The sequence below is a fragment of the Microcoleus sp. B5-D4 genome, from assembly GCF_036705145.1.
In the GTDB taxonomy this organism is placed as follows: domain Bacteria; phylum Cyanobacteriota; class Cyanobacteriia; order Cyanobacteriales; family Microcoleaceae; genus Microcoleus.
Genome location: NZ_JAUBTV010000093.1, coordinates 1 through 26760 on the forward strand (window position 1 = coordinate 1; position 26760 = coordinate 26760).

Consider the following 26760-nt stretch of genomic DNA (forward strand, 5'->3'; position numbering starts at 1 on the left):
TGCCAAACTCACCGGGGGAAATAACTAATGCGAGCGATGTACTTGGCTAATTATTTTCTTAGCGGGTGCATCGCTGCCAGCTTTTTAGGCTGGTTAGCGTCGCTGCACCCGAACGCACTTCGCGCCGTTTTGTGTTTGCTTGCCGTAATTGCAATAGCTTGGGGATTGAGTTGGCTGCTCGATTATTCTGTAAGCAATTTGCTCAAAATCTCAGTTGCTGATTTTCAAGCTTTGTTAATTGGAATTTTGGCAATGCTGTTAATTGGTCTAGGGGTGTTTGTATGCAGTTAAAAATGTTCATAATTTCAGGCACGGCGCTGACTTTGTGGCTGACACCTCTCACAGCGCTTGACAAGCGCATCAGTTGGCACAAATCGTTGCAAGGATTGAGCCTCTGTGCAGCTATTGCTTGCGCCGTGCAAGCTGGAAATATCGCCCGCCAATTGGCTAAAGAGCTAGAAATTGAAACCATAAAAACGCGCGCAATCACTGCCGACGTTATTGATGAAATTTCAACAAGCGCGTATATTTCCCAGCAAGAACGCCAGCAGGAAGCAGAACGAATTTTGAACGGCGCGCCGGAACGTTCCGACGAAGTGGAACGGCTAGAACGATTGATGGCACTAACTTGTGACGAACCAGAACGGCTAGAACGTTCTGAGCAAAACTCATTAACTAAGGAGGAGTCTGAACAGCTAGAACGCATTTTGCAATTAAAAGCGCGCGGTTACGGCAAAGCAAAAATAATCTTTGAATTGTGGGGAGTTAACAAGGGAGGCAGCGCTAAGTACAAATTAGCAGAGGCTGAGTACAACCGATTAACTCAAGAGTAAACCGCCTGATGATGGCCGCCGGGAATCAGCGGCCGAAACTCCCCTTATTAAGGGGGAGTCGCGGATCGATTCCAACCCGAACCGCCGATTAAAAAGGCGCGATTTAGGGCTTTCAGATTGAATCAAGCTGTAACGGCTTTTTTGGTTTCATAAGCTCGGTCGCCGCCAATTAATTGTTTATCTCGCGCACTTAGAAGCTTTAAGAGTGAAGTAGGCTCATGTGGCCTTTGGGTGATTCATAAGCTGCTGCTGCGAGATTTGGAAACCTCACCCTAAAAAATGGAATGACTCAAATTATTGGCTTGGATATTAGCAAAGCCTCGGTTTCATGCTGCTTAATATCAGAAAAAATCGACGAACCGCGCGAGTTTTATTACCGCTACAATTTCCACAAATTTGCTGCTACCGCCCACGGGATTAATGAATTACTTGCACTAATTGGATCGGAATTGGATCGGGAAAACACGATCGCAATAATGGAACCGACAGGGATTAACTACCAAATCCTCTGGGGTACGCAATTGGCACGGGCGGGGGTAGAAGTGCGGCTAGTCGGGCATAAGGAGTTAAGAAGTTTTCGGGAGCATCACCTTGGACTGCCAGACAAAGACGACGACGCCGACGCGCTTGCCCTTGCAATTTATGGCTGGGATTACATCGACACACCGCGCCGATTTGTCCAAACGCGCGATCGCACAATCGTACAAATTCGCCGGCTGGTGCTCCGGCTCGCGCACCTTAACCGAGTGCAAAGTCCGATTATTAATCGTGCTCGCCAAGATTTAGCGTGGCAGTTTCCAGAAGCGGCGCTGATTAAATCGCTGCGGTCTGGTGAAAAAGTGCCGTTGCTTTGGGGCTGGTTATGCGGCGAGCGACAGTCAGTTAAATACGATTTGCTGTTGGATCGGTCGATCGGACTGGGAATAACCGATGACTTAAGAAAACACGCCGCCAGAATTTGCGACTTGCAGCGGGAAGAAATGGTTCTTGAATTTGAGCTTTCTAAATTGGTGGCAGAGCCGCAGTTCTTGCCATACCGGAAAGTGTTCGCTCAATTCGGTTTCGGCCGCCGCGTTGAAGCGCTGCTTTTGTCGCAAATTTTCCCCTTTGAAAATTACCTCGCCGCCGACGGCAAACCCGATATCAAAATTCGCAAGGGAAGGCGATCGGGCAAACCGACAAAGCGGCACTTGTCACTTCGCAGGTTTTGCAAGGCTTTGGGATACGCGCCGTCGCAAGAATCAAGCGGCGACTTGCAAAAATCTAAAGTTGTTGGCGGTTCGGATTTATGCCGCCGTGCTCTTTGGCAGTGGATTTTTACCAGAGTCGAGGTAAAACGCGCTCGCATAGGTAACGACATCGGCGATCGGCTCGGCGAGATTATGGACGAGGAAAAAGCCAGCGGCCGACCGGTGCGGTTGGTGCGATCACGCGTGGCAGCTAAAGCGGTTAAGCTGTTATTCAAAGAACTGGTGCGCGAGCTTGTTCACTCCCAAAATCTATAATCTAAAATCTAAAATCCAGCAGGAATAATTACTAGAGTGAAACCAAAAACCTTAAATCGGACTTTGCCGCTAGCAACCTTTGAGGCTGCTTACCAGTTGTTACAGCAAATGGCTGAACTCCCTGGGGCGATTTGGCTGACCGACGATGCGATCGCGGATTCTCAAAATCTGGAAAATTCGTCGGAAAGGTTTGCAGCAGTGGTATCAGAGCATTTTAGCGCGCTGCTGCGGGGCAATCTATTAGATGAGTTCGCAACAAACGGACACAAGCACAGCGAAAAAAATCTCTATTCGCAATTGAATGTGCAGTTGACTTTCGACCCTGGGGCGATCGCCAATTTCCTGTCTCCCCTCGCCGAAAAACTCGCAGAAATAACGCCCGCACCCTCGTGGCAAATTGACATTCGCGCCCTCAAACAAGCAATTAAAAATATACAGCCCAACTCGGCAGTTCTTCAAAGCGAATTTACCCTAAATTTGCTGGATATTCTCGCGGCCAATGCCAGCCCAAATAATCACCTGCCCCTACACAGCCAAACAGAAATAGAGGGAAAATCCGCACCCAAAGTTATAGATCCAGAAACGCTACAGAGCCAGATTGCTGAAGCCGTCAATCAATTACAAATTGTCAGTCCCTGCATTTCATTTTGTCAGCCAGTGGAAGATGCTTTGCAGCAGCAGCTTGAACAAGAGCGACTTTTGAATCAGGTGACAACTCAAATCCGCCAGAGTTTGGAACTGCCTGTAATTTTGTCAAAAGCAGTCGAGCAAGTGCGAGAGTTTTTGGAGGTCGATCGCCTGTTAATTTATCAATTTGAAAAAGTGCCAGCACCGCACAATGGCGAGTTAGCTAAAGAAATACCTGCGGCGGTTTCTGGGTCGGGCGAAATCATAGAAAATTCCGGGTCTTACTTGTATTTAGGTCGTGTAACTTACGAAGCTTTAGCTAACGATACTATCTCGTCTGTACTGAATTTTAGTGAAGACGCGCAGTGTTTTACCAATGGAGTCATTCACCGAGAGAAATATCGCAAAGGTTTGGCTTTGTGCGTTGCGGATGTGGAAACAACTTACTCTTCGCAACCTTGTTTTTTAGAGTTGATGCGGCGGGCCAAGGTGCGGGCGAAGTTGCTAGTGCCGATCGTAGTTCAAGACGACTTGTGGGGGCTGCTAATTGCCCACCACTGTACTTTTCGCGAGTGGGAAGAAAGCAAAAAAACATTTTTGCGACAAATAGCAGAACATTTGGCGATCGCCATTTACCAAGCCGAACTTTATGCACAAGTCCAGCAGCAAAAGCGCACCTCAGAACAGCGCGTAATAGAGCGCACGCGAGAACTGCGCGATGCACTGGTTGCCGCCCAGTCTGCCAGCCTCGCCAAGAGCGAATTTTTGGCAGCTATGAGCCACGAATTGCGGACTCCTCTCACCTGCGTCATCGGCATTTCCGACACGCTGCTGCGGTGGTCTTACGGCAAAGTTGGCAGCAAAGAAGTGCCAGTGCAAAAGCAGCGGCAGTACCTGCAAACTATCCGAGACAGCGGCGACCATTTATTAGAATTAATTAACGATATTTTAGATTTATCGCAAGTAGAAGCGGGAAAAGCAGTATTGAAAATTAGTGAATTTTCACTTTCTAAATTAGCTTCTCAGAGCCTGCACGCGCTTAAAGAAAAAGCTGCGGCTAAAGGCGTGCAACTGGTGCAAGAACAGCGGATCAAACAAGAGTGCGATCGCTTCACCGCTGACCCGCGCCGCTTGAGACAAATTCTATTCAATCTTTTAGGAAATGCGATTAAATTTACTCCCGAAGGCGGGCAAGTCATCCTGCGAGTTTGGGTGACAGAAGATAAAAATCGAACGCCGGCAGTGCGGCAGCCCGGTACTGCACCTGCTGGCAGCACCGCTGTTTTTCAAATCAAAGATACCGGCATTGGAATTCCCGAAAATCAGCGATCGCTTTTGTTTCAAAAATTCCAGCAGTTGGATTCCCCCTACCGCCGCGAATACGGCGGCACCGGTCTGGGATTAGCTTTAACTAAACAGTTAGTAGAGCTTCACGGCGGCGCGATCGAAGTCAACTCTACAGTTGATGTCGGCTCTACTTTTACCGTTTTTATACCCATCCAAACTCTAACCAAAGATGAATCCACAAAATTTAAATATGAAAAATCGAATTCATCTTTACCGCTGCATTCTTCATCATTGCGGGGCAGCCTCGTGCTCGTCGAAGAAGAAGAAGAAACTGCCATGCTGATTTGCGATATCCTGACAGTCGCAGGACTGCAAGTGGTGTGGATGATTGAAGGTTCGGCGGCGGTGGAACAAATTGAACTATTGCAGCCCAATGCTGTGATTGTCGATATGCGTTTGCCCGGTATGAATGGCTGCGAAATAATTCACCAACTGCGCGAAAAACCCGCTACTGAAAATATCAAAATTCTGGCTTTAAGCGCTAATGAAATTCCGCCAGATCAGATATCTTTCGTGACTGCGGGAGCTAACGATTGTTTGGCTAAACCGATTCACCCTGAGCAATTGCTGGACAAAATTATTTCTTTAATGGCTGGGATTGGTAATGGGTAATACAATTTTGGATTTTAGATTTTAGATTTTAGATTGGGGAATTACCACGAATTTCAAAGGTGGTACCGCCACGTGATTTATCCCTGGAATCAATCCAAAATCGAAAATAGAAAATCCTCAAGCCCCCGCATTTATCCGTGGGATCAATCTAAAATCTAAAATCTAAAATCGATTGACTCATTGGATATGGGTTGGGATATGGTCTACAGTTACATTCTTTTTTTTGAACTGGTATAATTTGTAATTTCCAATTACCAATTCCCCATCCGCAATTCCCCATGATTTATTGTCAAATTCCTACAGGATTAATTGTTTCTTGTCAAGCACCTGCTGATTCGCCGCTGCACGATCCGATCGTAATTGCGGCAATGGCTCGAACCGCTATCAATCGAGGTGCATCGGGGGTGCGGATTGACACTCCGGCTCACATTGCAGCAGTGCGAAAACAGATATCCGCTCCCATAATTGGGATTTGGAAGCAGCAATTGCCGGGATGCGAGATTTACATTACTCCTCGGTTTGAAGACGCGCGGGCGATCGCCGATTCTGGAGCCGATATTATCGCCGTTGACGCTACTGAGAGAAACCGTCCTCGCGGCGAAGACTTAAAGACATTAATCGCGCGAATTCACAGCGAATTGGGCAAATTAGTGATGGCGGATGTAGATACAATAGAAGCTGCGATCGCGGCAACCGAAGCTGGTGCAGATACTGTAGCAACTACTCTTTTTGGCTACACTCCCCAGACGGAGAAATTCTCGCCACCGGGATTTGATTTGCTTGCGGAAATGGTAGAAAAGCTTAAGGTTCCCGTTATCTGCGAAGGCGGGATATCGGGGCCGGAAATGGCTAAAAAAGCCTTGGATTTAGGAGCGGCGGCTGTTGTTGTGGGGACAGATATTACTGGGATTGATCTTAAGGTGACAGCCTATAAGTCGCTGATGGGGGAGTAAGTTCGGCAACGGATTTTTTAACGGATGTAACGGATGTAAGGGATTTAAGGAAGTTCGGCAACGGATTGTTTAACGGATGTAACCGATGTAACGGATTTAAGGAAGTTCGGCAACGGATTGTTTAACGGATGTAACTGATGTAACGGATGTAACGGATTGAAGGAAGAAGGGAGAAAAAATATTCGGCGATTGAAATCGCTTGTAGGGAAACGAAACGCGCAAGGTAAGGGTGGGAAATATCGGGCGATTTCAATCGCCCTTTATAAGGGGAAGTTGCTAAATTAGTGCGCCGTTGATAAAGCTGCTAACTACAGCTAAGGCGATCGCCCCCAGTACCGCGCTCCAAAGGCCCATCCGCAAACTAAATCCTTCAACTAACTTCGCCGCCGAGGCAAAAACAATCACATTCATGACAAAAGCAAACGCGCCGGAAAGCAATCCCAGCGTCAGTAGGTTCGGCACGAAAAAAACTGCTTTCAGAATGGGCAAAATTAAAACATTCAACATTCCCAAAACCGCAGCGGAAATTACTGCTTTCGGTGTGCTGTCAATTTCTACGCCGATCGGCATTTTAGAAATTAGCAGCAAGCTGCTGCCCGTGACCAGCCAAGCAATCAAAAAATCGATCGGTTCCACAGCGCCCCTACCTCCTTAACAGTTGAATTGTCAAAAAAACTTGATATTTAACATACATCTTATATAGCTTAATTAAACAATCCGGCTGATTCGTCTGCCAATCGACAGAATTTATGTCTGTTACTAAAGAGTTAGGAGTTATAATCCCTGTAATCATCTGCCCAATCATCCGGATGAGAACCGTATCAACCTGTTAGTTGAATAAAAAGAGCAGATTAATTAATATGGCTGGCGATTTTTCTTTTAACTCTAAAGTCCGATTCGACAAAAATGGCTTGGACAATGCTTCACGGCAACGCAGCCGATCGCTCCAAGTTATGATTTTTATGCTGCTCGTCACTACCTTGATGGCGCTACCGATATTTCGTCTAGCCGAACTGCAACTGGTACAGGGAGCCTACAACCGACAACGGGCGGAAAATAACCGCATTCGCCCTGTTTCAGTCCCAGCGACTAGGGGTCAAATTTTAGACCGCAACGGCAAAATTTTTGCGGCCAACCGCGTATCTCGATCGGTCTATGTGTGGCCAAAAGAGCGATCGGCCAAGGAGTGGCAAGAGATCGCCGCTACACTGGGCCCGATCGTCAAACTTCCCGCGGCCGAAATTATCAAAAAAATCGATGGAGCAGGCTACAGATCAGCCCTGCCAGTGCGAATTAGTAAGGATATCGATGTCGGTACTTTCGTCGCTTTGGGAGAACAAGCTAATACTTTGCGGGGAGTTGAAATTCGCGTAGAATCGAGCCGAGACAATCCCCACCAGCAATTAGCAGCTCACCTTTTGGGATACGTCGGCGAAGCTAGTTTAGAGCAATTAAAAGCTAATCCTGCATATCCGATGGGGATGCTCGTCGGTCAAATGGGAGTTGAAAAATTAGCCAATTCAACTTTAGAGGGCGTTTGGGGAAACCGTTTAATCGAGGTAAATGCTAAGGGCGAAGAAATCCAAGATTTAGGTGTAAAAGACCCTATTCCCGGCAAACCGGTGCAGCTAACTTTAGATTTAGATATGCAGAAAACTGCGGAAAAAGCTTTGGGCGAGCGCCTGGGTGCAGTTGTGGCGATCGACGTAAAAACCGGAGCTCTTTTAACAATGGCTAGTTGGCCGACATTTGACCCCAATATTTTCACCCGCAAGGTGACTCAAACAGAATGGGATCGACTGCAAGGGCCAGAAAAACCGTTTTTAAATCGAGCAGTTCAAGGTTATCCAGTCGGTAGCACTTTTAAAATTGTCACTGCTATAGCCGGGATGGAGTCTGGCAAGTTTTCTCCTGACTCGACTTTAGGAACTTCTTCGTCAATTAACATCGGCGGAATTTCTTTTAACGAACACAGCGGCGGTTACGGCGTTATCGGTTTCCGCGATGCTTTAGCCTACAGCAGCAATACGTTTTTCTATCAAGTAGGCATGGCTGCCGGCCCCGAAGAAATGGCGAAAGCAGCTAAAAAAATGGGCATTGGCGGTACTATTAATTTAGATCTTTTGGGGTTAGAATCCGCCAATCACGGTCAAGTTCCGATACCCGCAGAGAAACAGAAAATGTATGGTGAAGATTGGTACGTTGGCGATACAGTAACCATGTCGATCGGTCAAGGTTTGGTACTTTGTACTCCCCTAGAATTGGCTGTGATGGTGTCAACTGTTGCTAATGGCGGTTATCGAGTTCAGCCGCATTTATTGGCTTCTCAAACCAACACTCCTATTACCAAAAAAGTTCCCACAGGTATTAAGCCTGCAACTTTGAATGTTGTTCGCCAGGGATTGATTGACGTGGTGAAAAAAGGTACTGGCAAACGCCTGAATGATGGTACTATTCCTTTAAGTGCTGGTAAGACTGGGACGGTGGAAATGCCCGGTCATCCTGACAATTCTATGTATGTGGGTTTTGCTCCTGCTGACAAACCGGAAGTGGCGATCGCAGTTATAGTTGAAGGCGGCGGATTTGGTTCTGTATCGGCGGCACCAATTGCTCAAGAGGTATTCCGAACCTATTTTCAAAAGCAGGGTTTTAAACCTACTAATAAGCCTTTCTAGTCATTCGTTAATTGTTGACTGTTGGCTGTTGACTGTTCTCATTTTGTCCCCTACTTCGATCGCACTATTCTTGATATCTTGGAAAAGTGCGATCGATCAAAAGTTTTCCCCTACCAATCGTCTCACTTCCACGGTCGATAAATTCATCATTTGCGCTACCTGTTCCAGACTCATTCCAGAATTTAATAGTTGAGTTACGAGCGATCGTAATGTTGACTCCGCTGCCAGTCGTCCCAGGTTCTCTTCCTTGTGAGTCTTCAAAGGGGTAAAAGGCGGTAAAAGGGCGATCGGCTAATATTGCTCTTTAGTAAATGCAGTATTAATGAAGATGAAGATTAGTTCAATTTTATTAAAAGTCAAGAGCCTGGTAGGCCTAGCAAGTTTTCCCGCCTACGTTGTTTGATTTAATAATATAAAGAAAGTTCACGAGTCGCTGTAACAGCGGCTCCAAGTGAATTAATAGACACAAATACCTAGACGTTGGCACCCATCATTCCTCTCACTGCCATCGGGCATAATAGTGTGGCAGAAAATACATTCTTGTTCCAGCCAGTATTCGATGTCTACACCGGAAGCACCGAACAAATTAGAGCGATAGAAGTTGGTCTTCTCCACCAGGGTTTCATCCAACTCGGCACGTACTAAACAAGCATGAGTCAAGTCAGCTCGATCGAGGATCGATTGAGCGAGGGTAGCTCCATCCAAGCGGGTATGTTGCAGGATGGCGTTCTCCAGAGACACTTCAGCCAATTCGGCTCCAATCAGGTAACTTCGAGAGAAGTCAGTTCCAATCATCGAACCCTGCAGAACAGCCCCGGAAAAATTGGCATCGCTCAAGATTGCTCCTTCCAAATATATGAACGCACTAACACGAATCCCAGCAAAGTTTCGCTCGCCAGCAGCATAACGTTCGAGCAATTCGGAGGCACTCATTTCAGTAAATAGCGATCCTTTCATAGGTCGTCTTCTCCTAAATCTCCATTACTCAAGAATAAGGTAAACTATTAGTCCGATGTTGACACTTGATAGGCTCTGGAAAGACACCGGATTCTTGCTTCTGTGGCACTTATCTATACAGAAGTTCCCCTCAACCGCCCATAAAATCAAGGTAGCAGGTGGAGGGTGATATCAAATCCGGTTAAATGCACATAGTTCAGTAGGGGCAAACCCCCCGTGGTTGTTCCCTCGGTACTGTGGTTAATCTTTCCGGGTTTGATATGAGGAGTAGCTTATGGTCTGTTGTTGTTAATCCATTGTTGGATGTCCGCTATGCTTCTGCTCTCAATAACCGCTTGTTCAGCCGTTGGAATATTAGAGAAAAAATCGTACCCAATCTGGTTTTCAAGCCAGTCAATATTTCGGAAATTATTGATGTTGAACAAATCTTTTGTAGGCACACTGTCATCGTTCGGGACATAGAAGGCAAACGCCATAGCATTTGACTTCACATCCAGAGGATTTTGACCTGGTTGATCCAGGATCAAAAACCCTTTCCACAAGTTAGACGGAACACGAATCAGAGAGCCATCGGAAGCTGTTAAGGTAGCTCGTTCACCCTCACCACCAGCGATGACATAAAGCTCTTTACCAGAGCTAGCAATTTTCTGTGTCCAAGCTTCGAGTTCAGCCCATACACCACCATTATTTTTTCCGTTTTGTGGAAGTATATTGCTCATGAGATAAGTTGCTTGGGCATCTTTCTCTGTTCGTGACCGATCCCTTTGAGCAACTATATGACCTCTTTCATAACGCTGTCGATCGCTAGCGCGATTATTGATGATATCGCCAGTTGGCTGCACTCGATAAAAATCTGTAGGCAAGGTTTCGTCAGAAATGAACGAATTATTGGGTAGTCGTCTTACAGAACCAAACCACGAACTATTTAACTGATAACTAACCCAATTTGGATTTTTGGTACTGTTGTTGTATGAGAGAGTGTACTGAGGCTTCTCCAACAGATAGTTATCGGCGAAGTTAATCGCATCCGTTCGTGCCTCTTGGCGGTTGCTACCCGATAGATTCACTGGCTTTGGATTCCCAAATAGTAGATGCTGACTCTTAAAGAAGACATTATCAAGGAAAGCTGTGCCATTGCCCTCTGACTCAAACGTGAGAGTCGCCACCTTACCCCGCAAGTTTTCAGGCACATCTAGGGTAAAAGTTTCAAACCCCTTAATTCCATAGCCAATCTTACGAGTGTCCGCCAGGTAAACTGTTGTATTATTGGTTTGACCTTGAGCTGCTTCCAAATTGATAGTAGTTGAAACACCAGCCGTGCTACCATCCACTGCTTGCAAAGAGACTTTGATCCTGCCAGCGTTTAACTGTGGAGTATGCAGATCAAATCGCAACGCACCCCAGTCGGGTACAACAAACCGATTGTGAACAATGTCCTTGACTCCGTTGCTTCCTAATTTGAAGGCATAGTCTGGTTCGCTTTTCCCTTTGATGGACTTTACATCTTCCAAATTTTGAACCAAGTCAATATTTGGATTGGATTGACCGTTGTGGAATGACCACCCAGGTAGAGCGTTAGAAATATTCCTGCGAACTTGGCTCAAATTGCCGCCAAACGGATCGGTAACAGCATCAAAATTGCCGTTAAACAAAGTAGGAACTGCATCATCGCCGCGCATTCTGCCGCTGTAAGTATTGTCGAAACTTAGTGGAACCCGCGGCTGCGTTTCTGGGCGCAAAGTTTCACCGCCACCGAGTACAGAGTAGAACCATCCGGTTCCAATTCCTTCCCAAGGAGCGTCAGCGCTACCTTGGACAAAGTTTGCATCTGTATGATTTGGGGTGTACCAAGGATTGACGCGGTTGGGATTAGTATCGTAGAAGTCGGCATCGAACAACACCTCGTAACCTCCATCGCTGCGACGGCGGTAAACTGGATCTTTGAGCCAATCCACCGCATAGCTGGGTTGCGAATCCGTTAAACCCAGATTCGCACTGCCGGAATACCAATTAAGAACTCGTCCGTGAGTAGCACCCAAACCGCCCCCAATTACTGGAATAGCATCGGTTTGTCGGGTGAAGCCCGCCCGACTGTCAACACGGCCGGTTTGCTCAGAACGAGTTCCCAAAAATTCGACTACATCGGGGACACCGAGGAGATTGCCATCTTCATCTTTGGGGAACTGAAGTCCGGGTTGATTGCTAGTATCTTCTGGTGGCAGAAGGTTAGGAATATTTCGACCGTTGGGAGTCAACGACCCCAAACCATTCGGATTGGCTGTAGTTTGGTAGTAATTATCGGCAAATGTAATGCCTTCCCAAGTTTGCACTTTTGGCTCGTAGAAGTTCCTAAACCCTCCAATCCCCACCAGCGAAAGACTCTCCTGATCGAAGTCGTGGGGGTCTATTGTTGTTACTTGAAAATCACGGCCGAATTCATTTGTTCCGCCTGCCAAGGGGAATGCTGTCAGCAAGCGCTGCACAATTTCACTATTAACAACTGTTCCGCGACTGAAGCCAATAAAGTGCATGGGAGAGTCGAACAAGTCACCCTGCTCTCGAATCAGTTTCCCTTCGCTGTCGTAAAAGCGCGGCCTCCCTTGAGAATCGAGTCCTCCAATAGTTCCGCCCAAAGCTTGGTCTAACTGCACCAGCGAGGCGTAGAAAGCATCTGCTGCACCTTCTGTAAAACCAGAATCAGGCACGCTTGATTCGTTGTTTTGAGCCCAATCAGGCAGAAGCACTAAAGATTTGTCGCTGTAATTGTCAGATATGTAAGTAGCTAATTGTTCGAGGTAATTTGTTGTGGTTTCTGGATTTTGACCTGCGGGGAAGTCTTGCATCACAGCCCCATATTTATCGACAGGAACCCAGAAACCTGTACCCTTATCGTAGCGAATAATCAAACCCCCACCCCCTGCATCCGCGATATTGTTTGCGATGTCAAAAAAGTTAGGAGGAATTACTGCTTCTGCAACTATCGGAGGTGTAAAACCGTGAGTGAGAACAGTGACGCTTCTGAACGGAGAAAGAGAGCTTTCTAGCTGTGTATTAAACTCCCCAAAATCAAGATTTCGCTCTCCCTCAGTGTTTATTGCTTCGACAGCCCAATAATAGGTTTGACCTGCTGTGAGAGTCCGGTCTGGATCGAGGGTAAAATTGTTGTTATCTCCAAACCTGTCACCTCCATTCCAAACCCAGCCACCAGAAGGCTTCCAAGTTGCTGTGAGAATGCGGTTGGGATTAAAGTCATCAAACTCTTGCCACGGAGAACTCAAAAATTGTCTTTTTTCCTCTTGAGTTAGGTCGGAATCGGGCAGCACTTCAGATAAATTGACAACTTGGTCCCAAGGCAACAGACCCTCACCTTCGGGGAAGGTACTTACAAACAAATTAACTTCGCGTATTTGGGAATCAGGAATGCTGAAATTCCACTCAAAAGTCGGAGTCAAGTCATTTATTGTATTCTCACCTGGCCCAGTTAAATCCAGCCAATCCAGCGGTGTCGCGGCTAAACCGCGAGAGTTAGTCGCAGCAACGGGAGCTCGCTTGCTACCAGGCGGCACGCCGTAAGTATACTGGTTGTTCGCATCAGTCAGAATCTGGAAGTCGGCAGCAACACTAACCGCTGGGTTAATATTATCGATCGGCACTGTGGAAAGGTCAGCAACCGTAGCATTTCGTGCCGTAGTGGTGTCAAACAAAGGCAGCCCGACACCCCTACCTTTAGCATCAATTTGAAATTGACCGGGGTTTGTCACTGTTTTCACGAATTCTTCAGTGTCAAAGACATACACCTTGCCATTAGCACCGCTCAAATTGGGATAGGAAGCATAGAGGTACTTGCTATTACCTGAAAGCGCTAAATCAGTAGCAAATCCGTCGGGAATTGGTCGAGTTGCTGCTACTAATTGCGGATTTGTCAGCGGGTCTTTGATAATGCCGATATTGCTACCGGCCCGCGGGTCTCCATCCACGCTGGGCAATTCCTGACCGAAAAATTTCGTGTCCGCATTGCGACCCACAACAAACGCATAGCTAGCATCCGGTAAAACCGTTACCGAAACTCCCTCATTCACATCGAAGTAATCAAAAGTTGAACCCAGCCCTAAATTTGTATATCGGGTGGTAGCAGCAAAACTCACCGGGTCATTATTAGTAATGTCCAATACCCCAAATCCTTTGCTATCTTTCCCACTGTTTGTAAAGGTCATGGCTAAGGGATTGACGGTGCTTGCTATTCCTTGTACTCCTTCATCGGCTGTGATACTTCCGATTAATTGATTCCACTTTTTAGAGTTTTGACTGGGGTCGCTGGGTCGGTCTTTGGGGTCAATGTTAACAGCGTAAATTTTGCTGTTCGAGCCGTTTGGTGCGGTAACAAACAGCTTTTTGCCGTCGCTGCTAATGGCTATTTGTCGCAAACCGCTTGGGGCTGTACCGACTGGGATGGTTTGGGTGACTTGGTGATAGGTTGAGGAAAACGGGTTGATATCGAGAACGTAGATGGAGTTGCTGCCGATTTTTCCGTCTGCGATGTAAGCGTATTGGTCGCGGGGGTCTAGGACTATGGATCGAGGTTCTGCACCGCTGGGCAAATTTATCGGGTTAATACCAGCGGTATTCGGCTGAGTGTCTACCTGTTGCCTGGTCATCGGATCGACTAAAGCAATGCGCCCGGAACGATCCATCGCTACATAAGCACGGCTGCCGTCACTGGTGAGTGTTAGTTCTCGCGGTCGATCGAGTATATCATCCGTGCCTACAGAAACGCTGGCAATCGACAAGTCGCTGCTATTAGTAGCTGTGACGACTGATTCGGGATTTGCACCGTTAATAATTGCGATTTTATCTGTTGTCCACTGCGCGCCAAAGATGTATTCTGTATTGTTTTCTATTCGGTAAGGACTGCTATCGTATTTAACTTCTTTGGCTGGTTCTGAGGGATTTGGGCTAACTTTTTCGTTTTGCTTGCGGCTGATGACGATGCGGGATTCACCTAACGGTAAGGTGTTGGGAACTTGAACGGCGATTTCAAATTGATTGTTTGCCAATTTGCGACTTTTGTCTGTCAAAACTGTTCCTTCGTAAGCTTGTCTGCCTACGATAAATTTAACGGTTAAGTCGCTGAATCGGCTGCCTAACGGGTCGCTCAAGTTATCTACTAATACATTAGTACCCGTGATGAAGAGAACGGGTTGATTGTTGGGAAAAGATTGATTGTTGCTGTCTGTAAACTTAAGTTCGGCACTTTGGATGATGGGAGGTGCTTTCGGATTAGAAGCTGTTGGTGCGAGTTGGGATGCGCGTCTTTCGCCGATTAAAGCATCTTTGTCGGAATAGTCGAGATCCCTTTTACCTATAATTTCCCCAGTCAGAGCATCCAGTGCGCTATTTTTATTCGCAAGGATTAAAATCTGTGTTGGGGAAGCTCTGACTCAAACTGAGGGAGTTGGAAAAGCTGGCGATGTCTTCAGCGCTATTGTTGTTGTCAGCGGCCCGAAGTGGAGGGAGTGTTTGTTCTGAGATGTTGCTGGCGTAAGCTTGACTATTGAGTAAGTTTTTGGTATCAATCTCGAATTCTGGGGCGAGGAAATTCTGAAACGGATCTTGAGAGTTAAAAGGTGAATCTTTAACAAGTTTCATGTTTAATTTCCGTAGATGCGAGTGAGCTGTTTGCTTGTGATAGTTTCAAACTAACTAATTGATGCGCTTCACCCTTCATTCAAGAAGAATGTGTGGATTCGGACTTAATCAAGTTTTTAGTGCGTGATTTTTATTGAGTTGCCAAGCTTTTATTAAGAATAATGTTCCCGTATTTTCGGCAGCAAGTCAATCACGGAAATTACTGATATTTTCCGTCGGGTACTGGGAAACTGGCAGTGTCCGCAACAACTTAATAGCAGAGCATATGTGAAGGTTGCTGCGCTAGTTAGTTTGTTTGACTGATAAATTGTGATTGAATTGTTAAAATTTTACAGATTCTTTATCAAAGTAATGTACGTTACTCAGCCAAAATACTTAGATTGTTGTAGGCTCGCATTTCAAGCCTACTTAAATTGACTGACGGGAAATTACGGAACAACGGGAGCATCTCTGTTTGGCTTTTAGAGTGCGAGATATTCAATAGTTCGCACTGTAAAAAAAATGCTTTTTGCCAAAATCGAATGCTCCCTGTTGTTCCCTTGTTCATAATAAATGAAAGAATTAGCTGACACGTAAACATCAGAACGTTCTTGAAAGTAAAGCTTGACAGCTTCTACGCTGTAAGTCATGTAATCGCGCGTGATGTCGCTTTCAGCCATCGGTTCTCCGTCGCTGCTGGCATATTCAATTTCTACTTGTTCGACTTGAGTTAAAATTGTCATTTTTCAATTTTCCTCAAAGTTAATTAATTTAATGGTAGCATTCTGTCGGGTTTGAGAAAGTTTCAATATCCTCAACAAAATAAACAGCGGTAAGGTGTGCAGTGCACACCTACATGATTAGGTGCTGCGTCCTGGACTTTAAGGCTGGTAAGATGGTGTACAGATACAGACTATTTAAATTCTAATTAATCCCTCTCTCTAAAATAATCATTTCCGAACCAACAACCGGACTTCTAGCTATTAACTTGCCTTCCATATTCGCAATTTCTAACTTGCTGAAATCGAGTGAGTTAGCTTCTTTCCACATCTTCGTTGCTAGTTGATTTTGCTCAACTTCGCTGAGTTTGTACCAATCAGCAGCGACTTTTACTGTCAAAATGCTGCTGGCAAAATTAGCTTTAACAGACTCAACTAAACCGCCGCCCAGTCGATTCTTAATGTCAGTAACTTGATTTTGAATCGCAGCAATCAGAGACTGTTCGGGCGTCAGCGGTGGCGGTGGGATAATTTCTACTGGTTGCGGTTTTTCCGGCGCCACTAAATCGGGCAACTTGCTTTTGAATTTAGGAGAGATTGGCGCTGGCGGTACGATCGCCTCTGGCGATTTCGGCGTTCCCGATGCCATAAAATCATCAAAGGTTGGCGACGGCTGCTGCGCTGCTGGCAAAGGCACTTTTGCTACTTTCTCCGGCGGTTTTGGCGAGAAACTGTTGAGAGTTAAACCGACTGCAACGATTAGAATTGCTGCTATGGCGGCGTTTAAAATTGGATCGGACAGCTTCTGGTTCGTAGATGGTGGCAGTAGCGATCGCACTAGGCGCACAATACTTTGCCAAAGTATACCGACGTTCTGTAAAAAGCTCCCTTCCCTGCGTTGGGATACAGACTTTTTATCAACTTTTACAGCAACTTTTGGTGGCACGCTGTTAACTTCCGCAGCAACAGCGGGAGGAGTTACTGTTGCTGAGTCAGAAGCGGTGGGCGCGATCGGCTTTTCTTGCTGCAACGGGGGTTCGGCTGGTACTTTTTTGCCTTTTTTTCCCAAATTCCCAATCGATGCCATCAAAGCTTTGATTGTCTGACTTTTGGGAACCGCGCTGCTGGCATTTTGAGTTTTGCTGCCAGTGGGGGCAGACTTTGCAGCCGAATCAACCTCCGGTGTCGGAGATTGAGAGGGTTCTGGAGTTGACTGGTTTAGTTGTTCTTCTGACATTTTCTCTGCCTTGGGGCGTTGCAAATATATCTAAAAGCGATAAATTTTTAGTTGAGCCATCTCAACCTTAATTTATCATTTCATTAGTTGTAACTGAATCAAAATGAGCATCAAACGCCGTCACTTTCTAATTTTAGGCAGTCTCAGCAGCTTAGGTTTGGCCGGAGTCTGGAAAATGTTTCAGCTTCGGACTGCCTGGGGTACAGACGCCCACGCTGCTGTGCCTCCTAACGTTGAGGCCCAAAGGGCGATCGTCCCTTTGCCGGCCTCACCGCCTATTTTACGCTTTATTTCGGTAGCCGACACCGGTACCGGGGCTGAAGGTCAGTATGCTGTGGCTGAGGCGATGGCGCAATATCACCGGGAAAACCCTTTTAATGTTGCTGTTCTTGCCGGCGACAATATCTACAATAACGGCGAAATTGAAAAAATTAATGCTGTTTTCGAGCGGCCTTATCAGCCCTTATTACAGCAAGGTGTAAAATTTTATGCTTGTCTGGGAAATCACGACATCCGCACTGCTAACGGCGATCCGCAAGTTAAATATGCGGGTTTTAATATGCAAGGTCGCTACTATACTTTTCGGCGAGATCCAGTACAGTTTTTTGCTTTAGATACCAATCACAATGCGGATTGGAAAAATCAGCTTGTTTGGCTGGAAAAAGAGTTGAGTCAGAGCACCGCACCTTGGAAAGTTGTGTTCGGCCACCACCCGATTTATTCCTCTGGCGTCTACGGATCTAATCAATCTTTTATTAAGACTTTCGCGCCTTTGTTTCAAAAGTACGGCGTGCAGCTTTATATCAACGGACACGAGCACAGTTACGAACGCACTCGCTCGATTAACGGTACGACTTATTTAATTTGTGGGGCCGGCGCGGGCACTCGTCCGGTGGGGCGTTCTGAGTGGACGGAGTATTCTGCTAGCCGCCTAAGTTTTGCGACGTTTGATGTCTATGAAGACCGGATGTTTGTCAGTTCTATCGGTACTGACAAACGGGTTTTTGACAGAGGGGTGATTCAAGTGCGATCGGCTTAATTCAAATTATATTCAGGAGGAAACAAAATGAATAGGGGTTTTAGAGCCAATAAAACTGGTTTTGTTTTAGAAACAACTGTAGAAGGTACGTTGAGAGGCCACGGATATCTCGAAATATGCCCCCAGTTGCCGAAAAAGCGCAAGCGAGATTGGCTCTTAATCTCTACTGAAAATCCCAAGCGATATGCTAAACAGGTTTATATCGGGTCTAGTATCTATGAAACTGAAATAAATGTCGATTTTTATATTGTTGGTTGCGGTTTATTTCCTCTGGGTCTAATTGTTGAGTGCAAGTGGCAAGAAGACAAAGGTTCAGTAGACGAGAAGTATCCTTACCTCAATTTAAATATAAAAAATTGCTATCGGGTTCCTACTATTGTTATAGTGGGCGGTGATGGTATGAGACAAGGTTCGATCGACTGGTTTAAAAAACAAATTCCTGACAATCAAAATCTGTTGGCAGTTCACAAGCTAGAAGGTTTTATTACCTGGGCTAACAAATATCTGTAACAGAAATTACGCAACTTTGCCGCGTCTGGCGAAACTAGGTATTGCTCCTACAAAATATGCTTAGGATCGCGAATTAAATAATTTACACTCTTGAAAGTGGGGAGTAGGGTTGGGCTTATAGCCCGCCCTTTCTGGACGGGCGGGACGCCCATCCCACAAGAACCATCACGCATTGTAAGTTATTTAATTCTCATTCCTTAATTATAGACTTGGCTTAAATAATATTTAAAATGAACGTATTAATAATTCCTTGATTTTCCCGCGCTTCAAACTATTAGAATTAATTCCCCTAGATGCTGAGATTTCAATTAGTTTTGGCAGAGATTTATTTGGGAAAGCTTGAGTATCGCGGTAGATTTTTTCGATAAAATCGCAGTTGGAATTAGACAGCATAACTTTCACGCCCCGTTCTGCAAGTTGGGCAAAAATATCTCTCAGTTTAAGCTGTTCCGATTCTTTGAAATTATCCCGGCTGTAAGTGGTGAAGTTACTGGTGGCACTGATTGGATAATAAGGCGGGTCAAAATAAACAAAGTCTTCGCGGCTGGTAGCAAAATCCAAAATTTCATCGAATTTTCTGACTTCAATTTGAGCGGGCGCGAGTAAAGATGAGACCGATCGCAGTAAATCGGCTTGACAAATGTTAGGATTTTTGTATCGACCTATGGGAACATTAAATTCACCTTTTGAGTTTTCTCTGTAGAGGCCGTTGTAACAAGTTTTATTTAGGTAAATCAGGCGTGCTGCTTTTTCTGTATCTGTTGTGTAGGAGCGCGATCGCACCGAGTAATAATAATCTTTATTGTCCTTGCTGTGTTCTGACTGGTGATCGAACAAAAGCTCAATTAGCTCCTCAACTTTATCCCTGACACAGCGATAAGCATTAATCAACTCAGGATTAATATCTGTTAAAACAGCTTGCAAACCAGGGTGCTGCTGTGCTAAGTAAAAAAATACAGCTCCGCCGCCCAAAAAAGGCTCGTAGTAAGTTGTGAACTTTTCAGGAAAATAAGGTTGATATTGTCCAATCAACCGAGTTTTGCCTCCTGCCCATTTCAGAAAGGGACGTGGCAAGACGAAAGAAGGTGCGGCAGCAGACATTTATCTAGAAATAACGGCCCTCTAATATTTATCACAACTAGAACTCAATAGAAATACTTCTGAAGTTCTTACCGGAGGTCGCGTGGCATTAAACAGACAGTGCCGGAGCGATCGGCGAAAAGTTTTCGTTAGAATTATATATGTCAGCTAAGCCTAGGCAAAAATGCCCGAGCGCCCGATCGGCAGATTTAGCTCCGGCTGTGCCAAAATTGTCTAACTCGCTCACAAGTGTTACCAGTCAAAGATTGTGCTGTAACACTTTACCCCACCAAGCTCATGCAAGATTTTATTAATAACGTCTCTCGCTACCCGCGCTTTTTCATTACGATATGTCTGGGAATTTTCTTTTTCCTGTTCGAGCGACTCAAGCCCCTGCTCGATCGACCGGCAACTGCGATCGCCCTGATTAGTTCGATTGTAGCGACTTTTGTCTTTCTAACTTTTACACTGCGGGCTATGTTAGGCCTGAGTTCGGTTTAAAGCCTGCGCTTGAACGCAAACACCAACGGCAAATTCAGTTAACACACTAATTCCCCAAGTAACTGCCAACTCTTGCAGGCGATCGCACACTTGACAATAGTCGTTGCGATACATTGGAAGAGGAAAAAAATTGCGCTAGTTACGCCCGCGCTGCTCAACCAAGGGGCAGGCAAACATTACCGAAGTGCAGGACAAGCGTTTGGGGCTATCAACATTCACTGGGGAAATACTGCACCTCTGTTTCCCCGGTGTCCCACTTAATCATTAGGAAGCGGCACACCCCGCCCCGCTTTCCTCTCCCGTTAACCTGACGGTATCACGAGAGTTTCCAGCGGACAAGACAGATGAAGTTTGAACATATCTATCAATTTTTTCAAGACCCCCCTCCTGTTTATCTAAACAAGGAACTAGCGGTGTGTTACATTCTCTCCGTGTTATTGCGCGGAGATTCCTACGGTACAGAACTGATTGGCCAACTAGAGAGGGAATTCCCCATCTACCGACTTTCTGATACCGTTCTCTACAGCGCTCTGAAATTCCTCGAAGATGAAGCCGTAATCACCGGTTACTGGAAAAAAGTAGAAGGACGAGGCCGCCCCCGCCGGATGTATCAAATCCTCCCTGAGTGGCGGCACCAAGCTCAAGACCTCGCTCGTCTCTGGCATGAGTACATTGGTCAGGGAAACGGCGCGTCAGAGCGTCGTTCCCGCGCCTTAGAAACTGGTCAGACGGGTTAGCCGAGTTTGAATCGGATGCCTCAACCCTGGAGATGCTGGCGCTACTTGCAAAGCGATTTGCCTGATTGCCTTCGCTTTGCTTGATCGCCCGCCGCACAGCGATTAAAGCAGCTAAACTACGTCAGGACTTACGCATTGTCACTTGAGAATTAGCGACGATGGGGAGATAGGGGAATTGGGTGATGGAGAGCAAAACGCCTTGCAGAAGAAGCTTTCTGCGAATTTTGATAACAAAGTGTCTGCGTAAGTCCTCGATCGCTTTTTTATGTAAAGTTCTGTAAAGTAATAGTAGATAATTTCAATTACACAAACTTCTACCGATGGATACTGCTGTTCTTCCTTCTACCTTTGTGCTGACGCTACTGTTGGCTGTTGGCTTGTTTTTCTTCATCAAGGCTTCAGTCAAAGATCGAATCGAACAAGTCAAGCTGGCTTCCGAGAGCGCCCAAGAGTCACTGTTAACCGACTTACAACAGTATTTTGCCCAGAGAGCTTACCGAGTTGCAGCCGTCGATGCCCCCAACTATAAAGTCACGTTTGAGGGTTTTGTGCGGCCGAGTTGGTTTCTAGCTATTTTTCTAACACTGCTGAGTGCAGGTGGCACTCTGTGCTTGGGACTGGTTTTGGGAATGCTAGTTCCTCAGCAGGGTCAAATTTTCCTAGCTTTGGTAATGCTGTCCCCGCTGGCGGGGGTATTTTACTGGAAAAAAGCTGGACGTTCGGAGCAAGTCTCCCTCAAACTCGAATCAGTTGCTGAGTCGGGAAGCCAAACCAAGAGCTTTGTTACTGTCAGAGCTCACCGGGATGAACTAGCAGCCATGCAAAAAGCTTTAGATTTGAAGCCGATCGATTAAAAGTTTGACGCGGAACGTTTTTTGATATGCTAGATGCCGTAGTTAGACTTCTAGCTGACAAACCGATAACTCAAGTGCGGCTCTCTCGTTGATAAACCCGTGGCTGTTTTTTTGATCCACTTGTTCGATCGACAAATTGATCGACAAAACAGTCAAAAAAAAACCATTATCGTGAAAGTGCCAATTGTGGCGATCGCCCTTGGGCTGCGATCTAGCCTGTTGCGATGGCTCCTTATACCCTAATTTGTAAGGACTTTTCGCAGAAAATTCAGTTGGCACTCTCCAGACAATGAGAACTCTCGCGCTTTTGTTAAAAGACTTAGAAAAACATTGCCGTCAATGTTTTGAGCTAAACATTTTGAGCTATGCGCGACTGGCTGACACCACAGGAATTTTTTCTGTGGTAGCTTCCAACATCACCTTTAAGCTGGGAAACAAGAAATGGTTCTCTTCTACGTATTGGGCTCCAAATAAACCTTTTTCAGCCCAGAAGTATCTGTCAGTGGTATGCTCGTTACGCTTGACTAACAGCAAAGCTGGGGGAGCAATGCCTTCTGCATGGATGAACTTGCGAGCCGCTGTTACGGGTTTATCTTCGCCGCTCTCGATGCTATATTGAGGCACACACTCTAAAATTCTGCGTCCTTCTTGTCGGCGGCGACTCTTGCGTTTGCGTCTCCTGGCCAATTTCTTTACCTCCTCTGTGAGCAGACAGTATGAGCAGACAGGTTGTAATGATAGCTACCAAATCCGAGGCCAGTATATCCGTTCTAGCTCAAAAAATCAACTGTTTTTAATATATCGACATAATCTTCACATTCGTGCCGATCGACAAAAGTGTAACGGTTGTGGTAGGGCTGGCCGCAAGTTCCGCCAAAAGCCCAGCTTGGGGATCGGTGGAAGCTGCGCGGACGGGGAGGCGGGGCAATTAGGGTTCATGAAAGCCCCATGCCTTCAACATAGCTGCCTTCTATCAAAGCCAAGAAACCTGAAATCTAGAAGTCTCTCATCAGTAATCGGCGGTCGATCATTTGTAATTTACTTAGAATTCCGTTAGATATCTTAATGTGGCGCTCATGTTAATGCCAGCCAGTTCAGAATTTGTCAAACTTTGCCGCTCGCAGGTGGCGATCGCCGTCAGTTTGGGAGCGAAATTCAGCGCGGTATACCTGACACAAGAGCTCGTAGAAGGCAGCGAAGCAAAGTTGGTGCCGATCGCAGTTTACCCAGAAACCTCAGCCGAATCGGAAGAAAATCAGGGGTTGAGGTTACAATCTTCCGAAAGCTCGACAGTAAAACCAGTACCGCGACTGCTGGCGCCGCCTGTTGTGCCTGTGGAAGAATCAACCGTAGGCGCGATCGCACCTGATCGACTTCCGGGTAAGGAGCGCACTTCCCATCAGTGCCAAGGCCCGGAGAATGTGTGGCAGCAGCGGATGCAAATTGTGACGCCTCTGATACACGAGGGAGCTGTAATGGGACTTCTAGTCAGCGGTCGGCAAGACAGGCCTTGGAACGAGCGAGAGGAGGCTCAGATACAACAAATTGCTCGCACCTTAGCCCTAGCCTGCATTTTAGACCAGCGATCGCAGTGGATGCAGCAGGAATTGGGTACGAGTCGGCAAATCCAGGCTCAGGTTTACGACACGATGCACAATTTGCTGCACCAGTTCAAAAGTCCGTTGACAGCGTTGCGAACTTTTGGCAAGCTGTTAGCGCGGCGGCTGGTACCGGAAGACAAAAACCGCAATGTGGCTTTTAGTATTGTCCGAGAGAGCGATCGGCTGCAAGAGTTGCTTGGCCAGTTCGATCGAACTGTTGACACCGGCGAATCACATCTAAAACTGCGATCGGGTACTTCAGAAAAAGCAATCTCCAATGTGGAATCAATCCGGCATTCTCCTCTGTCGCTGTCACCTGCGGCAAATGTGAAGGAATCCTGTTTTGTTACAGAAGTCTTAAAACCGCTGTTAAATTCCGCCGAGGCGATCGCCTCTGAAAGGAATCTGAAATTGGTCGCCGACATGGAGGCGGATTTGCCACCAGTCTGGGCCAACGATCGAGCTTTGCGCGAAGTTTTGAGCAATTTAATTGACAATGCTTTGAAATATACCCCTGCCGGCCACCAAATTTATATTAAAGTCAGGTACAAAGTAGGGGATGGCGATCGGGCAGGATACAGCCAATTGCCTGCCATAGCAGTTGCCGTCAGCGACACAGGTTCCGGCATTCCCCCCCAGGATTTAGAGCATTTATTTGAGCGGCACTACCGGGGAGAAAAAGCGCAGACAGAAATTCCCGGCACAGGATTGGGTTTGGCGATCGCCCGCGATTTAGTCCGCCAAATGCAAGGAGAAATAGAAGTATTTTCCCCTGTCAATCCTGAATGGCTGCCATCGGCGGAAACTCATTTATATCCAACCAATCGCGGCACTACCTTTGTGGTTTGGCTACCCGTGAATAAGTAACGAACTCTATTGCTGGGAGACATTTTTTATGAAGCATCTACCTTTATTCGATAAAATTCCCAAGTTTTCAACTTCTTTAGAAGTTTTCAAAAAACACTTTTTTCGTGTACGGTTTTTAGCTGCTTTTAACATTCTGACTATTCTGATTTTGTGCGCGCTGAGCATATACGCCAAACTCAACAACCAGGGAGACGGAGTTGAACGCCTGTTTAGCGATCCTTTTAATTTCTGGTTCCCTTACGAAGGCATTCTCACCGGAGTTTCCGAAGTCCTATGGTGCACCCCAGTCGCAATTTGTGCATTTACTTTCGGAGTGCTGCGCCAAAAAGAGCCGCGGAGTCGATCGGGGATATTCTTATTTTTTAGTGCTTTACTGCTGGGAGTCTTTTTCCTAGATGACAGGTTTCGGATGACTTTGATTATTTCTCGGTTGGGAATATCTAAGAAATTAATTTATTTGTGTTATGGTAGTGCAGTTTTCCTTTACGGAGTTAAGTTTTGGCGATACATCAAAACCACTCCTTACCTGCCATTAGTCGCAGCATTCCTATTGTTGGCTATCTCGCGGTTTGCGGATCCTTTACACTTGCGAAATCAAGGAGTACACGCGATGTTAGAAGATGGCACTAAATTATTAGCTCTTCTGAATTTAGCCCTGTATTTTTGGTACGTCTGTCATCATGAAGTTTGGTGGCATTTGCAGCAGAGAGAAGAACGTTGAGCGCCTCGATGATATTACAAAAAAGGCCTGGCTGAATTAGGGTATCACTAAGCAACACCGGGGATCGCATAAAACCAAAATAATTTCTTTGATTTTGATATGGCATCGGAAGCTCAGCAAATTTTAGAGAGTGAATTAATAATCGAAGGGAATGTCTGAGCAACTTGTTGCCTGATTTAGAATAACAAAAAGTTTTTCCTGTCAAACGAGCTATCAGGATGTGTTAATCTTGTATTTACGCGCTCAACAATTTAGCAGCGCCCTAACTGAGGTAGCACCGGATTCATAGGCTTTAACTATTTTTTTACGAAACTCGATCGCATAAAGTTTCATTTTTTCGGCTTATCTACGGAATGCAGTGTACTAAATATACATGGAATATACTGTATTTTTACGACACAGTTAGTAACGCCTCGGAAGAGATTGTTAAAAAATATATTGAAAACCAACACAATTAAGTTAGAAGAATGTGGCTAAAGCCGCATCAAGTCCACACCCCAGAAAAGGAGGGACTTGATGCGGTAAAAAATTCTGTCAGAATTCCGATTAATGAGGAATTAGCAATTACCCTATTCTCATGCAACTGAAAACCGGTATTGTAAAACTTCATTGAGTTTATAAGCAATTATAAACAATAATGGTATTCTATTGTTGTGAGTGTTGAACAAGGAATACGCATAGCCCAAAAAACGCAAGTCTCAAATGCAACTAACACAGAGGCACATCATTAAATCAACGTCACACCGTTTCGCCCAAATAGACGAACTAGCTTTCAAGTCCAAAAACCTCTACAATGCCGCCAATTACGTCATTCGTCAGAGCTTTATTTATGGATGGGGTTATGTCAGTTATAACGAAATGAACCGATTGATGAAGTCTCACGAAGCATATAAGGCTTTGCCTGCTAAAGTAAGTCAGCAAATCTTGATGGTGCTAGACAAGAATTGGAAATCGTTTTTTGAAGCCGTTAAAGCTTACAAAGTTGATTCTTCAAAATTCACGGGTCGTCCAAAACTGCCTAAGTACAAAGACAAGACAAAAGGGCGAAACCTTCTCGTCTACACGATTCAAGCGATTAGTAGTAAACAGTTAAAGAAAGGAATTATCAAACTTTCCGGCACTGAACTTTCAATTAAAACCCAACTCAATCCGAACCAGATTTGTCAAGTTAGACTGGTTCCGAAATGTGATTCCTATGTAATTGAGGTGATTTATGATGAACCGGAGTCCACAATCAGCAATGCCAACTCTGTAGCTAGTATTGATTTAGGACTGGATAATTTAGTGGCGTTAACTTCAAATCAACCGGGATTTATCCCTTTGTTGATTAACGGGCGACCATTGAAATCAATCAACCAGTTCTACAACAAACGCAAATCCCGATTACAATTCCAGTTAAAAGGGAATCGTCAAACCTCACCCAGGATTCAGCGCTTAACTCGTTGTCGCCATCAAAAAGTTGATAATTACTTGCATCATGCTAGTCGTGTGATTGTTGACCATTTGGTAGCGAAGCAAATTGGGACATTGGTGGTTGGGAAAAATGCACAGTGGAAAACCGAAATTAACTTAGGTAAGCAAACCAATCAAAACTTTGTCAACATTCCTCACTCTCGATTAATTGAGATGTTGGAATACAAAGCTCGGCTGGCGGGAATCAAGGTAATTGTGCAGGAAGAATCCTAGTGCGATTCGTTGAAACGTGAATCACGGTAATCAGTCCGTACATAACGTTTCCAGCCACAAGGCTGAACTCTCGG

24 protein-coding genes and 2 pseudogenes are annotated in these 26760 nt (G+C 45.7%); 16 read left to right on the forward strand and 10 right to left on the reverse strand.

The features are described from left to right. Positions 1-27 precede the first annotated feature (27 nt). The 5 genes from QUB10_RS28830 to QUB10_RS28850 all read left to right on the forward strand — a co-directional run bounded on the left by QUB10_RS28830 (position 28) and on the right by QUB10_RS28850 (position 5877). The gene (locus tag QUB10_RS28830) at positions 28-291 is read left to right on the forward strand and encodes a hypothetical protein (RefSeq protein ID WP_333156276.1); all 264 of its coding nucleotides are present in this window, start codon (positions 28-30) and stop codon (positions 289-291) included. A 2-nt stretch (positions 292-293) separates the two neighbouring features. After that, positions 294-833 (forward strand): hypothetical protein, encoded by a 540-nt coding sequence (locus tag QUB10_RS28835; RefSeq protein ID WP_333156274.1) that lies wholly within the window; start codon positions 294-296, stop codon positions 831-833. Positions 834-1117: 284 nt separating this feature from the next. Then, positions 1118-2338, forward strand: a complete 1221-nt coding sequence (locus tag QUB10_RS28840; protein ID WP_333206653.1) for an IS110 family transposase — start codon at positions 1118-1120, stop codon at positions 2336-2338. A gap of 36 nt (positions 2339-2374) precedes the next feature. Beyond that, positions 2375-4924 (forward strand): ATP-binding protein, encoded by a 2550-nt coding sequence (locus QUB10_RS28845; protein ID WP_333206654.1) that lies wholly within the window; start codon positions 2375-2377, stop codon positions 4922-4924. 278 nt (positions 4925-5202) lie between these two features. Further along, on the forward strand, positions 5203-5877 hold the full coding sequence (locus tag QUB10_RS28850; protein ID WP_333206655.1) for an N-acetylmannosamine-6-phosphate 2-epimerase: 675 nt from the start codon (positions 5203-5205) through the stop codon (positions 5875-5877). Positions 5878-6153: 276 nt separating this feature from the next. Here QUB10_RS28850 and QUB10_RS28855 read toward each other — a convergent pair whose 3' ends face one another. After that, complete coding sequence (locus QUB10_RS28855) at positions 6154-6513, reverse strand: phage holin family protein (protein WP_333206656.1); 360 nt, start codon at positions 6511-6513, stop codon at positions 6154-6156. A 224-nt stretch (positions 6514-6737) separates the two neighbouring features. Here QUB10_RS28855 and mrdA point away from each other — a divergent pair, with 224 nt between their 5' ends. After that, complete coding sequence (gene mrdA, locus QUB10_RS28860; RefSeq protein ID WP_333206657.1) at positions 6738-8552, forward strand: penicillin-binding protein 2; 1815 nt, start codon at positions 6738-6740, stop codon at positions 8550-8552. Between the two features lie 456 nt (positions 8553-9008). Here the strand turns inward: mrdA and QUB10_RS28865 are convergent, their stop codons facing one another. Continuing rightward, a complete protein-coding gene (locus tag QUB10_RS28865; RefSeq protein WP_333206658.1) occupies positions 9009-9509 on the reverse strand; it encodes a pentapeptide repeat-containing protein in 501 nt (166 codons plus the stop codon). A 272-nt stretch (positions 9510-9781) separates the two neighbouring features. Beyond that, on the reverse strand, positions 9782-14665 hold the full coding sequence (locus QUB10_RS28870; RefSeq protein ID WP_333206659.1) for a DNA/RNA non-specific endonuclease: 4884 nt from the start codon (positions 14663-14665) through the stop codon (positions 9782-9784). Positions 14666-14729: 64 nt separating this feature from the next. Here QUB10_RS28870 and QUB10_RS28875 point away from each other — a divergent pair, with 64 nt between their 5' ends. Beyond that, positions 14730-14852, forward strand: coding sequence for a hypothetical protein (locus tag QUB10_RS28875; RefSeq protein WP_333206660.1), 123 nt, complete (start codon positions 14730-14732; stop codon positions 14850-14852). A gap of 54 nt (positions 14853-14906) precedes the next feature. Here the strand turns inward: QUB10_RS28875 and QUB10_RS28880 are convergent, their stop codons facing one another. The 3 genes from QUB10_RS28880 to QUB10_RS28890 all read right to left on the reverse strand — a co-directional run bounded on the left by QUB10_RS28880 (position 14907) and on the right by QUB10_RS28890 (position 17090). Continuing rightward, entirely contained in the window at positions 14907-15155 is a 249-nt protein-coding gene (locus QUB10_RS28880; protein WP_333206661.1) for a hypothetical protein, read from the reverse strand. A 461-nt stretch (positions 15156-15616) separates the two neighbouring features. Further along, positions 15617-15877, reverse strand: a complete 261-nt coding sequence (locus tag QUB10_RS28885; protein ID WP_333206662.1) for a hypothetical protein — start codon at positions 15875-15877, stop codon at positions 15617-15619. A 181-nt stretch (positions 15878-16058) separates the two neighbouring features. Continuing rightward, the gene (locus tag QUB10_RS28890) at positions 16059-17090 is read right to left on the reverse strand and encodes a hypothetical protein (protein ID WP_333206663.1); all 1032 of its coding nucleotides are present in this window, start codon (positions 17088-17090) and stop codon (positions 16059-16061) included. A 103-nt stretch (positions 17091-17193) separates the two neighbouring features. Between QUB10_RS28890 and QUB10_RS28895 the strand changes: the two genes are divergently transcribed. Next, positions 17194-18129, forward strand: a complete 936-nt coding sequence (locus QUB10_RS28895; protein ID WP_333206664.1) for a metallophosphoesterase — start codon at positions 17194-17196, stop codon at positions 18127-18129. A gap of 27 nt (positions 18130-18156) precedes the next feature. After that, on the forward strand, positions 18157-18639 hold the full coding sequence (locus tag QUB10_RS28900) for a PD-(D/E)XK nuclease superfamily protein (RefSeq protein WP_333139600.1): 483 nt from the start codon (positions 18157-18159) through the stop codon (positions 18637-18639). 225 nt (positions 18640-18864) lie between these two features. Here QUB10_RS28900 and QUB10_RS28905 read toward each other — a convergent pair whose 3' ends face one another. After that, positions 18865-19740 (reverse strand): DNA adenine methylase, encoded by an 876-nt coding sequence (locus tag QUB10_RS28905; RefSeq protein ID WP_333139602.1) that lies wholly within the window; start codon positions 19738-19740, stop codon positions 18865-18867. 276 nt (positions 19741-20016) lie between these two features. Between QUB10_RS28905 and QUB10_RS28910 the strand changes: the two genes are divergently transcribed. From QUB10_RS28910 to QUB10_RS28920, 3 genes are all read left to right on the forward strand, one after another. Further along, complete coding sequence (locus tag QUB10_RS28910) at positions 20017-20220, forward strand: DUF751 family protein (protein ID WP_190657763.1); 204 nt, start codon at positions 20017-20019, stop codon at positions 20218-20220. 344 nt (positions 20221-20564) lie between these two features. Further along, positions 20565-20957, forward strand: coding sequence for a PadR family transcriptional regulator (locus QUB10_RS28915; RefSeq protein WP_333139606.1), 393 nt, complete (start codon positions 20565-20567; stop codon positions 20955-20957). Positions 20958-21277: 320 nt separating this feature from the next. After that, positions 21278-21811 carry a cofactor assembly of complex C subunit B gene (locus tag QUB10_RS28920; RefSeq protein ID WP_333206665.1) on the forward strand — a complete coding sequence of 178 codons (534 nt, stop codon included), beginning with the start codon at positions 21278-21280 and terminating at the stop codon, positions 21809-21811. A gap of 42 nt (positions 21812-21853) precedes the next feature. Here the strand turns inward: QUB10_RS28920 and QUB10_RS28925 are convergent, their stop codons facing one another. Continuing rightward, a complete protein-coding gene (locus tag QUB10_RS28925; protein ID WP_333206666.1) occupies positions 21854-22090 on the reverse strand; it encodes a hypothetical protein in 237 nt (78 codons plus the stop codon). 84 nt (positions 22091-22174) lie between these two features. Further along, positions 22175-22498, reverse strand: a complete 324-nt coding sequence (locus QUB10_RS28930; RefSeq protein WP_006635576.1) for a DUF3155 domain-containing protein — start codon at positions 22496-22498, stop codon at positions 22175-22177. Between the two features lie 389 nt (positions 22499-22887). Here QUB10_RS28930 and QUB10_RS28935 point away from each other — a divergent pair, with 389 nt between their 5' ends. Next, a complete protein-coding gene (locus QUB10_RS28935) occupies positions 22888-24279 on the forward strand; it encodes a GAF domain-containing sensor histidine kinase (RefSeq protein WP_333206667.1) in 1392 nt (463 codons plus the stop codon). A 28-nt stretch (positions 24280-24307) separates the two neighbouring features. Then, positions 24308-25000, forward strand: coding sequence for a hypothetical protein (locus QUB10_RS28940; RefSeq protein WP_333206668.1), 693 nt, complete (start codon positions 24308-24310; stop codon positions 24998-25000). Positions 25001-25100: 100 nt separating this feature from the next. On the opposite strand, the pseudogene QUB10_RS28945 reads toward QUB10_RS28940, so the two are convergent. After that, positions 25101-25248 (reverse strand): annotated as a pseudogene (locus tag QUB10_RS28945) (IS1 family transposase); the annotation flags it as partial. 105 nt (positions 25249-25353) lie between these two features. Between QUB10_RS28945 and QUB10_RS34330 the strand changes: the two are divergent. Beyond that, positions 25354-25458 (forward strand): transposase, encoded by a 105-nt coding sequence (locus tag QUB10_RS34330; protein ID WP_445299645.1) that lies wholly within the window; start codon positions 25354-25356, stop codon positions 25456-25458. 244 nt (positions 25459-25702) lie between these two features. Beyond that, positions 25703-26683 (forward strand): annotated as a pseudogene (locus QUB10_RS28950) (RNA-guided endonuclease InsQ/TnpB family protein); the annotation flags it as partial. Positions 26684-26760 lie beyond the last annotated feature (77 nt).

Coding starts and splice junctions, on each gene's coding strand:
- QUB10_RS28920 (WP_333206665.1), top strand. CDS start 21,278: ATGGATACTGCTGTTCTTCCTTCTACCTTTGTGCTGACGCTACTGTTG.
- QUB10_RS28900 (WP_333139600.1), top strand. CDS start 18,157: ATGAATAGGGGTTTTAGAGCCAATAAAACTGGTTTTGTTTTAGAAACA.
- QUB10_RS34330 (WP_445299645.1), top strand. CDS start 25,354: ATGCAGTGTACTAAATATACATGGAATATACTGTATTTTTACGACACA.
- QUB10_RS28915 (WP_333139606.1), top strand. CDS start 20,565: ATGAAGTTTGAACATATCTATCAATTTTTTCAAGACCCCCCTCCTGTT.
- QUB10_RS28890 (WP_333206663.1), bottom strand. CDS start 17,090: ATGTCAGAAGAACAACTAAACCAGTCAACTCCAGAACCCTCTCAATCT.
- QUB10_RS28885 (WP_333206662.1), bottom strand. CDS start 15,877: ATGACAATTTTAACTCAAGTCGAACAAGTAGAAATTGAATATGCCAGC.
- QUB10_RS28850 (WP_333206655.1), top strand. CDS start 5,203: ATGATTTATTGTCAAATTCCTACAGGATTAATTGTTTCTTGTCAAGCA.
- QUB10_RS28880 (WP_333206661.1), bottom strand. CDS start 15,155: ATGAAACTTGTTAAAGATTCACCTTTTAACTCTCAAGATCCGTTTCAG.
- QUB10_RS28935 (WP_333206667.1), top strand. CDS start 22,888: ATGTTAATGCCAGCCAGTTCAGAATTTGTCAAACTTTGCCGCTCGCAG.
- QUB10_RS28835 (WP_333156274.1), top strand. CDS start 294: ATGTTCATAATTTCAGGCACGGCGCTGACTTTGTGGCTGACACCTCTC.
- mrdA (WP_333206657.1), top strand. CDS start 6,738: ATGGCTGGCGATTTTTCTTTTAACTCTAAAGTCCGATTCGACAAAAAT.
- QUB10_RS28840 (WP_333206653.1), top strand. CDS start 1,118: ATGACTCAAATTATTGGCTTGGATATTAGCAAAGCCTCGGTTTCATGC.
- QUB10_RS28910 (WP_190657763.1), top strand. CDS start 20,017: ATGCAAGATTTTATTAATAACGTCTCTCGCTACCCGCGCTTTTTCATT.
- QUB10_RS28895 (WP_333206664.1), top strand. CDS start 17,194: ATGAGCATCAAACGCCGTCACTTTCTAATTTTAGGCAGTCTCAGCAGC.
- QUB10_RS28865 (WP_333206658.1), bottom strand. CDS start 9,509: ATGAAAGGATCGCTATTTACTGAAATGAGTGCCTCCGAATTGCTCGAA.
- QUB10_RS28940 (WP_333206668.1), top strand. CDS start 24,308: ATGAAGCATCTACCTTTATTCGATAAAATTCCCAAGTTTTCAACTTCT.
- QUB10_RS28830 (WP_333156276.1), top strand. CDS start 28: ATGCGAGCGATGTACTTGGCTAATTATTTTCTTAGCGGGTGCATCGCT.
- QUB10_RS28905 (WP_333139602.1), bottom strand. CDS start 19,740: ATGTCTGCTGCCGCACCTTCTTTCGTCTTGCCACGTCCCTTTCTGAAA.